This is a genomic window from Streptomyces sp. NPDC103540 (assembly GCF_055584445.1).
Window position 1 is genome coordinate 1 of record NZ_JBVJMA010000017.1, and the last position, 16,487, is coordinate 16,487.

The window sequence follows — 16,487 nt, forward strand, 5'->3', positions numbered from 1 at the left end:
TCGTGGGAGGTGTTCGAGCGGGCGGGGATCGATCCGGTGACGGTGCGGGGTTCGCGTACCGGTGTGTTCGCGGGCGTCATGTACCACGACTACGGCTCCCAGCTCGGCGGATCGATACCCGAAGGGCTCGAAGGCCACCTCGGAATGGGCACCTCCGGCAGTGTCGCCTCCGGCCGGCTCTCGTACACGTTCGGCCTGGAGGGGCCGGCGGTGACCGTCGACACGGCGTGCTCGTCCTCGCTGGTCGCCCTGCATCTGGCGGCGCAGGCCCTGCGCCAGGGCGAGTGCACGATGGCGCTGGTGGGCGGTGTCACCGTCATGGCCACACCGAGCACCTTCGTGGAGTTCAGCCGGCAGCGCGGGTTGGCGGCGGATGGCCGGTGCAAGGCGTTCTCCGCGTCGGCCGATGGCACGGGCTGGTCCGAGGGCGTGGGCATGCTGCTCGTGGAACGCCTCTCGGACGCGCGCCGCAACGGGCACCAAGTGCTGGCCGTCGTACGGGGATCCGCGGTGAATCAGGACGGTGCGTCGAACGGTTTGACGGCGCCGAACGGTCCGGCGCAGCAGCGGGTGATCCGGCAGGCGCTCGCGCAGGCCGGTCTGTCGGCGGCCGACGTGGACGCGGTCGAGGCCCACGGCACGGGCACGACGCTCGGTGATCCGATCGAGGCGCAGGCGTTGCTGGCGACGTACGGGCAGGACCGGCCGGTGGATCGGCCCCTGTGGTTGGGGTCGCTCAAGTCGAACATCGGCCACACGCAGGCCGCCGCGGGTGTGGGTGGTGTGATCAAGATGGTGCAGGCGATGCGCCACGGTGTCCTGCCGCGGACGCTGCACGTGGACGAGCCGACCCCGCACGTCGACTGGTCGGCCGGCGCGGTCCGGCTGTTGACCGAACCCCAGGAGTGGGAGGAGGCGGACGGTAGGCCGCGACGGGCGGGCGTGTCCTCCTTCGGCGTCAGCGGAACCAACGCCCACGTCGTGCTGGAACACGTCGCGGACCCCGAACCCGCCCCTGCCGCCCCGAGCGACCGGGAGCCCGGCGTGGTGCCGTGGCTCCTGTCCGCCAAGGACGAGGTGTCGCTGAGGGAACAGGCACGACGCCTCGCCTCGCACGTCACGGAGCACCCGCACCTCGACCTCGCCGACATCGGGCGGTCGCTGGCCGTCACGCGTACGTCGATGGAACGCCGAGCCGCCGTCGTGGGCACCGAACGCGAATCCCTGCTGGAGGGCTTGGCGGCGATCGCCGAAGGCCGCACGGCGTCCGGCGTCACGAGGGGCGAGGTGGAACCCGGCACGCCTGCGGCCGAGGGGCGGACCGCGTTCCTGTTCTCCGGGCAGGGCAGCCAACGCCTGGGCATGGGGCGGGACTTGTACGCGGCATTCCCGGTGTTCGCGGATGCCTTCGACGCGGTGTGCGCGCAGCTGGACGTCCATCTGGAGCGTCCGTTGCGTGAGGTGGTGTTCGGTGAGGACGCGGAGTTGCTGAACCGCACCGCGTTCGCGCAGCCGGCGTTGTTCGCGGTCGAGGTGGCGTTGTTCCGGCTGGTGGAGTCGTGGGGGGTGCGGCCGGACTTCCTCGCCGGGCATTCGGTGGGCGAGTTCGCCGCCGCGCATGTGGCGGGGGTGCTGTCCCTGGAGGACGCGGCCCGTCTGGTGGCCGCGCGGGGTCGTCTGATGCAGGCGCTCCCGGCCGGCGGGGTGATGGTCGCCGTCCAGGCCTCGGAGGAGGAGGTTCGGGCACTGCTGGTCGGCGTCGAGGACCGGGTCGGTATCGCGGCCGTCAACGGGCCCACGGCGGTCGTGGTGTCGGGCGGGTCGGACGCGGTCGCGTCCGTCGTCGACCGGCTGGCGGCCGACGGCCGAAGGACGAAGGCGCTGACCGTCTCCCACGCCTTCCACTCCCCGCTCATGGACCCGATGGCGGAGGAGTTCCGACAGATCGCGGCAGGCATGACCTTCGGCACGCCGACCCTGCCGATCGTCTCCACCCTCACCGGCCGTCCGCTCTCGGACGAGGACTTCCGTACGCCGGAGTACTGGGTGCGCCACGTGCGGGAAGCCGTCCGCTTCGCCGACGCCCTCGACTCCCTCGCCGCGAGCGGCGTGCGCACCTTCCTGGAGATCGGCCCCGGTGGGGTCCTGACCGCCCTCGCACAGGATTCCCCGGACCGGGACGCGGTCGCCGTCCCGCTGCTGCGCACCGACCGGGCCGAGGACCTCGCCGTCACCACCGCCCTCGCCCACCTCCACGTCCACGGCACGCCCGTCGACCGGTCGGCCTTCCTCGCCGGGCGCGGCGGCACCGGGCGGCGCGTGGACCTGCCCACGTACGCCTTCCACCACCGCCGCTACTGGCTCGAACCGGGCACCCCCTCCGCCGATGTCGCCGCCGCGGGCCTCGTGGCGGCCGAGCACCCCTTCCTGGGGGCCGCCGTCGCCCTCGCCGACGGAGACGGGGCCCTGCTGACCGGGCGGCTGTCCGCGACCACCCACCCTTGGCTCGTCGACCACACCGTGATGGACACGACCCTGCTGCCCGGCACCGCCCTGGTCGACCTCGCGCTCCGCGCCGCCGACGAGGTGGGCTGCGACCGCGTGGACGAGCTGACGCTCGGCACGCCCCTCGTCGTGCCCGAGGACGGGGCCGTACGGCTCCAGGTCGCCGTCGGCGGCCCGGACGCGACCGGGCACCGCACGGTCGCCGTCCACTCCCGCCCCGAGACGGCCGAGCCCGGCGAGCCGTGGACCTGCCACGCGACCGGTGTCGTCTCCGCGGCCGTCCACGGGCGGACGGCGCCGCCGCACCACCCGGTCGACTGGCCCGCGCCCGGGGCCGAGCCCCTCGACGTCTCCGACGCCTACGCACGGCTGACCGACCTCGGCTTCGGATACGGGCCGGTGTTCCAGGGCCTGCACGGCCTGTGGAAGCGGGGCGACACGGTCTTCGCCGAGGTCCGGCTGCCCGTGGAGACGGCGGTGACGGGCTTCGGGATCCACCCCGCGCTCCTCGACTCCGCCCTGCACGCCATCGGCCTGGGCGGCCTGCTGCCCGACTCCGGTCAGGGGCGCGTGCCGTTCGCCTGGAGCGGCGTGACCCTGTACGCCACCGGAGCCACCGCCCTCCGCGTGAGGATCGAACCCGCCGGCGCCGACGCGGTGGCCCTGCTGGTCACCGACGACTCCGGCCACCCGGTGGCCTCCGTCGACTCCCTGGTCCTGCGACCGGTCTCGGCGGAGCACCTCGCCCGTGCCGGTCGGGGACGCGGCGGACCGGACCGGCTCCACCACGTCGAATGGACCGCCCTGCCCGTGGCCGCCCACGCCCCGACGGGCCCGGCGGAGCCGTGGCTGCTGATCGGCGGCGACGACGGTCTGCGCGCCGCCCTGGACGGCTCCGGCCTGGACGTGGCCTTCCGCGCGGACCTCCACGGCGTGACGGCACCGCCGGCGGTCGTCCTCGCGTCCGTCGACGTCCACCCGGACGGCGACCACCCGGTGGCACACGCCCACGAGACGACGTACCGGGCGCTCGAACTGCTCCGGCACTGGCAGGCCGACGAGCGGCGCTCCGACGCCCGACTGGTCGTCCTCACGGCCAACGCGGTCGTCGCCCAGGACCGCGACGAGGAGGACCGGGACAAGGAGATCGACCCGGCCCAGGCCGCGATCTGGGGCCTGGTGCGCTCGGCGCAGTCGGAGAACCCGGGCCGGTTCGTCCTCGTCGACATCGACCGCGACCCCGCCTCCGTCCGGATGCTGCCCGCCCTGCTGGCCTCGGGAGAGGAACAGTTCGCCGTGCGCGGCGGAGCGGTCCTCGTCCCCCGGCTGGCACGCACCGAGAAGCCGGTGGACACCGCGCCGGCGCGGCCCGCGTTCACCTCCGACGGAACCGTCCTGGTGACGGGCGCGTCGGGCGTGCTGGGCCGGCACGTCGCCCGCCACCTGGCGGACCGGCACGGCGTACGGAACCTGCTGCTCGTCAGCCGCCGCGGCGGCGGAGCCGAGGGCATGGCCGAACTGGAGGCGGAACTCACGGCGCGGGGCGTACGGGTCACCCTGGCCGCCTGCGACGTCGCCGACCGCCGGGCACTGGCCGACGTACTGGCCGCGGTCCCCGAGGACGCACCGCTGACGGGCGTGGTCCACACGGCCGGGGTGACGGACGACGGCGTCGTCACCGGACTCACCCCGGAACGGATCGACCGGGTGTTCCGCCCCAAGGTCGACGGGGCCCTGCACCTGGACGAACTCACCCGCGGGACGGAACTCTCCGCCTTCGTCCTGTTCTCCTCCGCGGCCGGTGTCTTCGGCGCGGCAGGCCAGGGCAACTACGCCGCCGCCAACGCCTTCCTGGACGCTCTCGCCCAACAGCGCCGCGCGGCAGGACTGCCCGCCCTGTCCCTGGCATGGGGACTGTGGGCCGAAGGCAGCGGCATCACCGCCGGGTTGACCGACGCGGACCGCGCCCGCATGGCCCGTGGCGGGGTGTCGCCCCTGACCACCGAGGAGGCCCTCGACCTCTTCGACGCCGCGACCGCGCACCCGCGCGGCGTCCTGGTCCCGGTACGCCTGAACCGGCCGGCCCTACGGGAACGGGCCGCCGCGGGCTCGCTGCCCGCCCTGCTCACCCCCCTCGTCGGGGTTCCGGCCCGGCGCTCCGCCGCCGCGACGATCGGGGGAGCGGGTACGGGAACGGCCCGGGGCGCCACGTCCACACCCCCCGGGGCCGGCGGCGGGGGACTGGCGGCCCGACTGAGCGGCCTCTCCGACCCCGAGCGGCGCAAGCTGCTGCTCGACCTGGTGTGCGAGCACGTCGCGGCGGTTCTGGACCTCGCGTCACCCCAGGCGGTGCGGCCGGGCCAGGCACTGCGGGACCTGGGCTTCGACTCGCTGACCGCGGTGGAGCTGCGCAACCGGCTGGGCGAGGACACCGGACTGCGACTGCCCCCGACGCTCGTCTTCGACTACCCCACCCCCGCCGACCTGGTCGAGTACCTCAAGGCCGAGACGGCCCCGGCCGACGGGGACGTCCACGCGCTGCTCGCCGAACTCGACCGCCTCGGCACGGCCCTGGGAAGCACCTCCACGACCGGCGAGGACGCCCGCGACGCCGTCACGGCACGCCTGCGCCACCTGCTCGACCGATGGACCACCGCCGGCGACGGAGGAGGAGCGGACGCGGACGGCGCCCCGGCGGCCCCCGCCGAAGTCGCGGACGAACTCCACTCCGCCACGGACGACGAGATGTTCGAGTTCATCGGCAAGGAATTCGGGATCTCCTGAATCCGAGATCCGTGGTCCGAGATCCGCCCCACACCCACGACCCACTGCCGAACACCGGCCCCACAGGCTCGAAGCAAAAGGTGACCCCAGGTGACTGACCTTCAGGCGAAGAACAACGAGGAGAAGCTCCGCTACTTCCTCAAGCGGGTATCGGCGGACCTCCACGAGGCCCGCGAGCGGCTGCGGGACGTCGACGCGGCCCAGCACGAGCCGATCGCCATCGTCGCGATGAGCTGCCGGTTCCCCGGAGGCATCACGACCCCCGAAGGTCTCTGGGAGTTCCTGGCCGACGGCGGGGACGCCGTCACGGGCTTCCCCACGGACCGCGGTTGGGACCTCGACGGGCTCTACGACCCCGACCCCGACCGGCGCGGCACCAGCCACGTCAGGGAAGGCGGCTTCCTCGACGGGATCGGCCTCTTCGACGCCGGCCTCTTCGAGATATCGCCCCGCGAGGCCCTGACCATGGACCCCCAGCAACGCATCCTGCTGGAGTCCTGCTGGGAGGCGTTCGAACGGGCCGGCATCGACCCGACCTCCCTCAAGGGCAGCCGCACCGGTGTGTTCACCGGCGTGATGTACCACGACCACACGTCGGTGCTCCAGCACGCGGTGGAGGACGTCGACGGCTACATCGGCACCGGGAGCGCGGCGAGCGTCGTCTCCGGTCGGGTCTCCTACACCTTCGGTCTCGAAGGGCCCGCGGTGACCGTGGACACCGCCTGCTCCTCGTCGTTGGTCGCCCTGCACCTTGCCGTCAGGGCCCTGCGGCAGGGCGAATGCGACCTGGCCCTCGCGGGCGGTGTCACCGCCATGCTCACCCCGACGTCCTTCGTGGACTTCAGTCGGCAGCGCGGGCTGGCGGCCGATGGTCGGTGCAAGCCGTTCGCGGCCGCGGCGGACGGTACGGGCTGGTCCGAGGGCGTGGGTGTGCTGCTGGTGGAGCGGCTCTCGGACGCGCGTCGCAACGGGCACCGGGTGTTGGCGGTGGTGCGTGGGTCGGCGGTGAATCAGGACGGTGCGTCGAACGGTTTGACGGCGCCGAACGGTCCGGCGCAGCAGCGGGTGATCCGGCAGGCGTTGGCGGACGCCCGACTGTCCGGTGGTGACGTGGACGCGGTCGAGGCGCACGGGACGGGCACGACGCTGGGTGATCCGATCGAGGCGCAGGCGTTGCTGGCGACGTACGGGCAGGATCGTCCGGCTGGTCGGCCGTTGTGGTTGGGGTCGTTGAAGTCGAACATCGGGCACACGCAGGCGGCCGCCGGCGTGGGCGGGATCATCAAGATGGTGCAGGCGATGCGGCACGGCGTGTTGCCGCGGACGCTGCACGTGGACGAGCCGACCCCGCACGTCGACTGGTCTGCGGGAGACGTCCGCCTCCTCACCGAGCCCGTGACGTGGACGTCGTCCGACCGAACCCGACGGGCGGCCGTCTCCTCGTTCGGATTCAGCGGAACCAACGCCCACGTCCTCCTGGAGGAACCCCCGCGAGCGGAACCCGGCACGCCCGACGCCGGGCGGGCACCCGCGGAGCTTCCCTCGCCCGCCGCCACTCCCGTACTGCTCTCCGGCAAGGACGAAACCGCACTGCGCGAGCAGGCCGGCCGCCTCCTGCTCCACTGCGAGACCCATCCGGAACAGTCGCTGTCCGACCTCGGCTTCTCCACGGCGACGACCCGCGCCGCCCTCGACCACCGCGCGGCGATCGTCGCGTCGGACCGGCGGGAACTGCACCGCGCCCTCACGTCACTGGCCGGCGGCGAGACCACCGCGGGCGGCGGCGCGGGCATGGCCACCGCAGTGGCCACCCCCCGTCGGACGGTGGCGTTCCTGTTCTCGGGGCAGGGCAGTCAGCGGCTCGGCATGGGGCGGGAGCTGTACGGAGCCTTCCCGGCGTTCGCCGAAGCCTTCGACAAGATCGGCGGCGAACTGGACGGCCACCTCGAACTCCCCCTGTACGAAGTGGTGTTCGGCGGCGACGCCGGGCTGTTGGAGCGGACCGAGTTCGCGCAGCCGGCGTTGTTCGCGGTCGAGGTGGCGTTGTTCCGCCTGTTGGAGTCGTGGGGTGTGCGGCCGGACGTGGTGGCCGGGCATTCGGTGGGTGAGTTCTCCGCCGCGCACGTGGCGGGGGTGTTGTCGCTGGAGGACGCGGCGGCATTGGTGGCCGCGCGGGGCCGGTTGATGCAGGGATTGCCGGCCGGGGGAGTGATGGTCGCCGTCCAGGCCTCGGAGGAGGAAGCGCGGGCGCTGCTGGTCGGCGTCGAGGCCCGAGCGGGCATCGCCGCCGTGAACGGGCCCACGTCGGTCGTGGTCTCGGGCGACGCGGACGCCGTCGCCGGGATGGTCGAGCGGCTCACCGCACAAGGCCGCAAGAGCAAGGCGCTGTCGGTCTCGCACGCCTTCCACTCCCCGCTGATGGATCCGATGCTGGACGCGTTCCGCGACGCCGTCGACGGCGTGTCCTTCCGCCCACCCGCCATCCCGATCGTCTCCACCCTCACCGGCGGCCCGGTCTCCGGGGAGGAGCTGCGCGCGGCCGACCACTGGGTGCGGCACGCCCGCGAGGCCGTCCGCTTCGCCGACGCCGTCGCCTCCCTGGCCGACCAGGGCGTGGACACCTTCCTGGAGGTGGGCCCCGGTGGTGTCCTGACCGCCCTGACCCGAAGCCTGATCGACGGCGACGGCGACGGCGACGGCTATGGCGATGGCAACGGTCATGGTGGCGGCGCCGGGCTCGTGGTCCCGGCCCTGCGCACGGACCGGGCCGAGGACGTCTCGCTCACCACCGCCCTCGCCCACCTCCACGTCCACGGCGCCACCGTCGACTGGGAGGCCGTCTTCGCCGGTCGCGGCGCCCACCGCGTCGACCTGCCCACCTACGCCTTCCAGCGCGAGAACTACTGGCTCGCGACCCGGCCCGCCACCGGGGACCTCACCGGCGCGGGCCTGCGGCCGGCCGACCACCCGCTGCTCGGCGCCGTCGTCACCCCGGCCGACGGCGGAGGCGTGCTGATGACGGGGAGGGTGTCCCTCGGCACGCACCCCTGGCTCGCCGACCACCACGTGATGGGCACCGCGCTCCTGCCCGGCACCGCACTGGTCGAGCTGGCGATCCGGGCCGGCGACCAGGTGGGCTGCGGCCGGATCGAGGAACTGGCCCTGGAGGCCCCGCTCGTGCTCCCCGACCGGGACGCCGTACAGCTCCAGGTCGTCGTGGACGGTACGGACCCGGCCGGCCGGCGCGCCGTACGCCTGTACTCGCGACCGGACGACGCCCTCGGGGCGGACACCTGGACCTGCCACGCGACCGGACTCCTGTCGTCCGGCACCGTCCCGGAGGCGGTACCGGGCCTCGCGAGCACCGCGTGGCCGCCGACCGGGGCCGCACCGATCGACACCGACTCCCTCTACGACCGCATGGCCGGCCTCGGCCTGGAGTACGGGCCGCTGTTCCGCGGCGTCCGGTCCGGGTGGCTGCGCGGCGAAGAGGTCTTCGCCGAGGTCGCCCTGCCCGAGGGAACCGAGGCCACCGGCTTCGGGCTGCACCCCGCCCTGTTCGACGCCGCCCTCCACGCCGTGGGACTGACCGGCGCGCCCGTGTCGGGCGACGGCCCCCGGATCCCCTTCGCGTGGAACGGCGTCACCCTCCACGCCACCGGAGCCACCGCACTGCGCCTGCGGATCACCCCGGCCGGGGCCGGCGACGGCGCCGTCTCCCTGTACCTCGGCGATGACACCGGCCGGCCGGTCCTGACCGTCGAGTCGCTGCTCCTGCGCCCCGTGACGGCGCGGCAGCTCTCCGCCGCGGCCGACGGCAACGGCGGCGGGCTGTTCCGCCTGGAGTGGACCGCGCCGGACACCGTCCCGGCCGCCGAGGCCGCCGGCTTCCCGGCCGTACGCATCGTCCGGCTCGACTCCCTCGACTCCCTTCACGCGCTCGGCCCCGACGGCGACGCCGTCCCCGACGTGGTGGCCGTGACGCTGCGCACCCCGGACACCGCGGACGCGGACGCCGGTGCGGACGGCGACGCCGCGACCCGGCCCGGTACGGCCGCCCAGGCAGCCCTGTCCCTGGTGCGGGAGTGGCTCGCGGACCCGCGCCGCGCCGCCTCGCGGCTGCTGATCGTCACCCGTGGCGCCGTCTCCGCCGACCCGGCGACCGCCCCGGACCCCGCGCAGGCCGCCGTATGGGGGCTGGTGCGGTCGGCCCAGGCCGAGAACCCCGGCCGTTTCGTCCTCGTCGACGTCGAGGACGACGACCCGGCGGCGCTCCCGGCCGCCGCCGCCACCGACGAGCCGCAGCTGGCGGTCCGCGGGGGAGCCCTCCTCGTACCGCGCCTGGTACGCGCCGACGAGCGCGCCGAGGCCGACCCCGACGCCCCCGAGCGGGTGTTCCCGGCGCACGGCACGGTCCTGGTGACCGGCGCGTCCGGCACGCTCGGGCGGGAGGTCGCGCGGCACCTCGTCACCGCGCACGGCGTCCGCCACCTCCTCCTGGCGAGCCGCCGGGGCCCCACCGCCGACGGAGCCGAGGAGTTTACGGCCGAACTGGCCGCACTGGGCGCCGTCGTGGACACCGCGGCCTGCGACGTCGCCGACCGGGAGGCGCTCGCCCGCCTGCTGGAGGCGATCCCGGCCGAACACCCCCTGACGGGCGTGGTGCACGCGGCGGGCGTGACCGACGACGGCGTGGTGTTGGCCCTCACCCCCGAGCGCGTGCGGCGGGTGTTCGCGCCCAAGGTGGAAGGGGCCCTGCACCTCGACGAACTGACCCGGCACACGGATCTGTCGGCCTTCGTGCTGTTCTCGTCGGCCGCCGGTGTCTTCGGCAACGCCGGCCAGGGCAACTACGCCGCCGCCAACGCCGCCCTGGACGCACTGGCCCACGCCCGCCGCGCCGCGGGCCTGCCCGGTACCTCCCTGGCCTGGGGCCTGTGGGCCCGTACCAGCGACCTGACCGCCACCCTCGCCGAAGCCGACCACCGGCGCATCGGCCGCTCCGGACTCCTCGCGCTGGAGACGCGGCAGGGCCTCGAACTCCTCGACCGCGCCCTGAAGTCCACCGAACCCGTACTCGTACCCGCCCACTGGGACCTGCCCGCCCTGCGCGCGCGGGCCCGCGCCGGCACCCTGCCGGCACTGCTGCGCGACCTGGTCCCCGCGCCCGTACGCCGCCGCGCCGAAGCGGGCGCGCCACCGGCCCCCGACGGCGCCCTGTCCGCCCTGACCGAACGGTTGCGGGGCCTGCCCGAGCCGGCACGGGCCGACCTCCTCGGCGAGCTCGTCCGTACGCACGCGGCCTCCGTACTGGGCCACGACCGCCCCGAATCCGTCCGAGCGGACCAGGCGTTCCGCGAACTCGGCTTCGACTCCCTCACCGCCGTCGAGCTCCGCAACCGCCTCGCCTCCACGACCGGCCTGCGCCTGCCCGCCGGGCTGGTCTTCGACCACCCCACCCCCGACGCGCTCGCGCACCACCTGCTCCACCGACTGGCCGGCGCCCGCCCGACCGGCGCCGCCCCCACGACCGCCACACCCGACGGGCGAGCCGCCGCGACCGAGGAACCCGTCGCGATCGTCGCCATGAGCTGCCGCTACCCGGGCGCCGTGCGCTCGCCCGAAGACCTCTGGAAGCTGCTCGCGGCGGGGGAAGACGCCATCTCCGACTTCCCCGACGACCGCGGCTGGGACCTCGGCCCCCTCTCCGCGACCGGCACCGGATCCAGCGCCACCCTCAAGGGCGGGTTCCTCTACGACGCGGCCGAGTTCGACGCGGCGTTCTTCGGGATCTCGCCGCGCGAGGCCCTCGCCATGGACCCCCAGCAGAGGCTGCTCCTGGAAACCTCCTGGGAGGCCTTCGAACGCGCCGGCATCGACCCGGCCGCGCTGCGCGGGAGCGACACCGGCGTGTTCACGGGCGTCATGTACCACGACTACGCCTCCTCGCTGCGCACCGTCCCCGAAGGAGTCGAGGGGTTCCTCGGCACGGGCAACTCGGGCAGCGTCATCTCCGGCCGGCTCTCCTACACCTTCGGCCTCGAAGGCCCCTCCCTGACCGTCGACACGGCCTGTTCCTCCTCGCTCGTGGCGCTGCACCTGGCGGTCCAGGCCCTGCGCCGGGGCGAATGCTCGATGGCTCTCGCCGGCGGTGTGACCGTGATGGCCGGCCCCGGCGCCTTCGTGGAGTTCAGCCGGCAACGAGGCCTGGCGGCCGACGGCCGCTGCAAGCCCTTCTCCGCGGGTGCCGACGGCACGGGGTGGAGCGAGGGCGTGGGGATGTTGCTGGTGGAGCGGTTGTCGGACGCCCGACGTCTCGGCCACCCGGTGTTGGCCGTCGTACGGGGATCGGCGGTGAACCAGGACGGCGCGTCGAACGGTCTGACGGCGCCGAACGGTCCGGCTCAGGAGCGGGTGATCGAGCGGGCGTTGGTGGACGCGGGACTGTCGGCGCTGGATGTGGACGTGGTGGAGGCGCACGGTACGGGGACGCGGCTCGGTGATCCGATCGAGGCGCAGGCGTTGTTGGCGACCTATGGGCAGGATCGTCCGGTTGATCGGCCTTTGTGGTTGGGGTCGTTGAAGTCGAACATCGGGCACACGCAGGCGGCTGCGGGCGTGGGTGGTGTGATCAAGATGGTGGAGGCGATGCGGCACGGGGTGTTGCCGCGGACCTTGCACGTGGACGAGGCGACCCCGCACGTCGACTGGTCCTCCGGCGCCGTACGCCTCCTCACCGAGCCGGTCGACTGGCCGGACGGGAGCGCAGCTCGTCGCGCGGCGGTCTCCTCGTTCGGCTTCAGCGGAACCAACGCCCACGTCGTCCTGGAACAGGCACCGAGCACGGACGGGCCCGACAGCGGGACGCGCCCCTCCCTCGCACCCCCGCCGCCGGCTCCGTGGGTGCTCTCCGCCAAGAGCCCCGACGCGCTGCGCGCACAGGCGCGCACCCTGCTGCCCCACGCCCGCGCACGCGTGGAAGGGCGCGACGGAGGCCGCGCGGCGACCGACATCGCCTACTCCCTGGCCACGAGCCGCACGGCCCTGGAGCACCGCGCGGCCGTGATCGCCCCCGACCCGGCCGGCGCCCTGGAGGGCCTGGCGGCCCTGGCGAACGGCGACCCGTCACCGGCCGTGGTCGGGGCGGAGGCCGCCGCGCCGGCCGTCAAGCGCGCGTTCCTCTTCTCGGGGCAGGGCAGTCAACGGCTGGGCATGGGGCGGGAGTTGTATGCGACCTTCCCGGTGTTCGCGGATGCCTTCGACGCGGTGTGCGCGCAGGTGGATGTCCATCTGGAGCGTCCGTTGCGTGAGGTGGTGTTCGGTGGGGACGCGGAGCTGTTGAACCGGACGGTCTTCGCGCAGCCGGCCCTCTTCGCCGTCGAGGTGGCGTTGTACCGGCTCGTCGAGTCGTGGGGGGTGCGGCCGGACTTCCTGGCCGGGCATTCGGTGGGTGAGTTCGCGGTCGCGCACGTGGCGGGGGTGTTGTCGCTGGAGGACGCGGCCCGTCTGGTGGCCGCGCGGGGTCGCCTGATGCAGGGGTTGCCGGAAGGCGGCGTGATGGTCGCCGTCCAGGCCTCGGAGGATGAAGTACGGGCCCTCCTGGCCGGTTTCGAGGATCGGGCGGGTATCGCTGCCGTCAACGGGCCGACGTCGGTGGTGGTTTCGGGTGAGGCGGAGGCGGTCGCGGCCGTCGTCGACCGTCTGGCGGCCGACGGCCGCAAGACGAAGCCGCTCGCCGTCTCGCACGCCTTCCACTCCCCGCTCATGGACCCGATGTTGGAGGAGTTCCGGCAGATCGCGGCCGGCATGACCTTCGGTACGCCGACGCTGCCCATCGTCTCCACGCTCACGGGGGAGCCCCTGTCGGCGGAGGGGTTCCGCACCCCCGACTACTGGGTGCGGCACGTCCGCGAGACCGTCCGCTTCGCCGACGCGGTCCGCTCCCTGGCCGCGCGGGGCGTGGGCGCGTACCTGGAGATCGGCCCGGGCGGCGCGCTGACCGCCATGACCCAGGAGGTGCTGGACGGGCAGGCGCTCACCGTCCCCCTCCTGCGGACGGACCGGCCCGAGGGGGCCGCGGTCAGTGCCGCGCTCGCCCACCTCCACGTCCACGGCACCCCCGTCGACTGGGAGGCCGTCTTCGCCGGGCGCGGTGCCGAGCGCGTGGACCTGCCCACCTACGCCTTCCAACGCACCCGCTACTGGCTCTCGGCGGCCCCCGCTCCGGGTGACGTCACGGCCGCAGGACTGGCCGCCGTACAGCACCCCCTGCTCGGTGCCTCCGTCCCGCTCGCCGACGGTGAAGGGCTCGTACTCACCGGGCGGCTGTCGCTCGCCACGCACCCCTGGCTCGCCGACCACGTGGTGCTGGGCACCGTACTGCTCCCCGGTACGGCCCTCCTGGACCTGGCCCTGTACGCCGCCCGCGACGAGGCCGTGGGATGCGACCGGCTGGACGAACTGACCCTCGGGGCCCCGCTCGTCGTCCCCGAGGACGGCGCCGTGCGGGTGCAGGTGCGGGTGGCGGCGCCCGACGGTGACGGTCGCCGCCACCTGGAGATCCACTCCCGTCCCCTCGACGGACCGTCCGACGCGCCGTGGGCGAGCCACGCCGTCGGAACCCTGTCGGTCGCCTCCTCCACCGAGGGCCCGGCGGCTGACGACGCCGACGCTCCCGGACTCCTCGCGTGGCCACCGGCACAGGCGGTCGCCGTCGACGGCGGGTCCCCGGCCTCCCTCTACGAACGGATGGCCGGCCTGGGGCTCGAATACGGTCCGCTCTTCCGCGGCGTCCGCGCCGCGTGGACCCGCGGCGACTCCCTGTTCGTGGAGGTGGAACTCCCCGACGGGACCGACGTCGCCGGGTTCGGTCTGCATCCCGCGCTGCTGGACGCGGCGCTGCACGCCGTCGCCCTCGACGCCGACCTGCTGGGCGGCACCGACACCGGCACCGAGATCGGCGCTGGCACCGACACCGACACCGGATCCGGACCGGATCAGCCGCGGGTTCCGTTCTCGTGGAGCGGGGTGACGGTGTACCCCGCTTCCGGGACCGCCGACGGAGGGCCGGCGGCCCTGCGGGTCCGGTTGACGCCCGCCGGACCCGACGCCGTGTCGCTGTCGGCCGCCGATGCCGCCGGCAGGACCGTCGCGTCCGTCGACGCGCTCGTCCTGCGGCCGGTCTCCGCCCGGCAGCTCGCGGCGGCGCGGGCCGGGCGGTTCCAGGACGCGCTGTTCCGCGTCGTCTGGACCGAGCTGCCGGCGCTCCCGACCACCACGCCCCGGCCGTCGGGCGCCGACCGGATCGTGAGGCTGGACGAGGCCGGTGCCGACGGGTCCGCGAACGCCGCCGAAGCGGTACGGTCCGCGACCGGCCGCGCCCTGGAACGCGTACAGGAGTGGCTGGCGGCGCTCCCGGCCGGGGAGGAGGACGGGCGACGTCTCGTCCTGGTGACCCGCGACGCCGTCCGGGTCGGCGCGGGTGACGCGGCCCGGCCGGATCCGGCCCGGGCCGCCGTCTGGGGCCTGGTCAGGGCGGTCCAGGCCGAGCACCCCGACCGCCTCGTCCTCGTCGACGTGGACGAGTACGGGGACGAAGACGCGGACGGCGAGGCGCTGCTCGCGGCCGGGCTGGAGACGGCCCTCGCCACCGGCGAACCGCAGTGCGCCGTCCGGGGCGGGCGGACGTTCGTCCCGCGACTGGACCGGGCCGCCGACACCGCGACGACCGGCACGCCGGCCCCCGCCGGACCGGGCCCGGTCCCGGATTCGGCGGGCACCGTCCTGGTGACCGGCGGGACGGGCGCTCTGGGGCGGCTCGTGGCCCGGCACCTGGTCTCCGCTCACGGCGTACGGCACCTCGTGCTGGCCGGCCGTCGGGGAGCCGCGGCCGAGGGCATGCCCGCCCTCGTGGCCGAACTGACGGCGCTGGGCGCCCGGGTCTCCACGCCGGCCTGCGACGTGGCCGACCGCGCCGCCCTGGCGGCCGTACTCGACGCGATCCCCGCCGCGCACCCGCTGACCGGTGTGGTGCACGCCGCCGGTGTCCTCGACGACGGCCTCGTCGCATCGCTGACCGCCGACCGGCTGGACCGCGTACTGCGACCCAAGGTGGACGCGGCGTTCCACCTGCACGAACTGACCCGGGACCGCGACCTGTCGGCGTTCGTCCTGTTCTCCTCGCTCGCCGGTACGTTCGGCAACGCGGGCCAGGCCGGCTACGCCGCGGCCAACGCCTGTCTGGACGCCCTCGCGCAGTCCCGTCGGGCGGCCGGACTGCCCGCCGTGTCGTTGGCCTGGGGTCCCTGGGCGGACGCGGAGGGCGGGCACGGGATGCTCGGCGAGGCCGGCGCGGGCGCCCTCGCCCGGATCTCCCGGGCGGGCGTGACACCGCTGTCCCCGGAGGAGGGCCTCGCCCTCTTCGACGCCGCGACCGCGCGGGCCGGCGCGGCGTTCGCCACCACCGATCCGGAGCCGGAGCCGGCGCCGGAGGCGGAAACCGCGGCCGGTGCGGCCGACGCCGTGCTCCTGCCCGTACGGCTGAACCTGCCCGCCCTGCGCCGCCGCGCCGCGACCCTGCCGCCCCCCGCCCTGCTGCGCGGCCTCGTCCGTACGCCCGCCCACCAGGAGCCGACCCCCGGGGCCGGGGCCTCCGTACTGGCCGGGCAGCTGGCGGGGGCATCGGAGGAGAAGCGCCTGCGGATCCTCCTCGGCCTCGTCCGGGCCCGGGTCGCCGCCGTGCTGGGCCACGCCTCCGTCGAAGCGGTCGGCGCCGCGCAGGCGTTCCGCGACCTCGGCTTCGACTCCCTCACCGCCGTGGAACTGCGCAACCACCTCGGCGCGGCCACCGGACTGCGCCTCCCGGCCGGCCTCCTGTTCGACCACCCCACCCCGGCGGCCCTCGCCGAGCACCTCGCCACCGCCCTGCCCACCGGCGACGGCGGCCCGACGGCCCGCTCGCCGCTCGCCGAGATCGACCGACTGGAAGCCGCGTTCGCCCGGCCCCCGTACGACCGGGCCGCGCGCGCCACGGCCGCGCTGCGGCTGGAGGTCCTGCTCGCGAAGTGGCGGGAGGACGGCGCCGGCACCGGCGGGCCGGGCGGCGACACCACCGCGATCGAGGTCGAAGAGGCCTCCGACGAGGAGCTGTTCGACCTGCTCGACGGCGAACTCGGCACCGACTGATCGACCGGCACGAC

Annotated in this window: 2 protein-coding genes and 1 pseudogene; all 3 read left to right on the top strand. The window is 74.8% G+C overall.

The window, feature by feature from the left end; genetic code table 11:
• Positions 1-5,289: type I polyketide synthase (locus ACZ6ZI_RS32515; RefSeq protein ID WP_469526934.1), on the top strand; the 5,289-nt coding region annotated here is incomplete at its 5' end.
• A 90-nt stretch (positions 5,290-5,379) separates the two neighbouring features.
• A pseudogene (locus ACZ6ZI_RS32520) lies at positions 5,380-5,448 on the top strand (hypothetical protein); the annotation flags it as partial.
• A gap of 93 nt (positions 5,449-5,541) precedes the next feature.
• Positions 5,542-16,473, top strand: a complete 10,932-nt coding sequence (locus ACZ6ZI_RS32525) for a type I polyketide synthase (RefSeq protein ID WP_469527218.1) — start codon at positions 5,542-5,544, stop codon at positions 16,471-16,473.
• Positions 16,474-16,487: the final 14 nt, after the last annotated feature.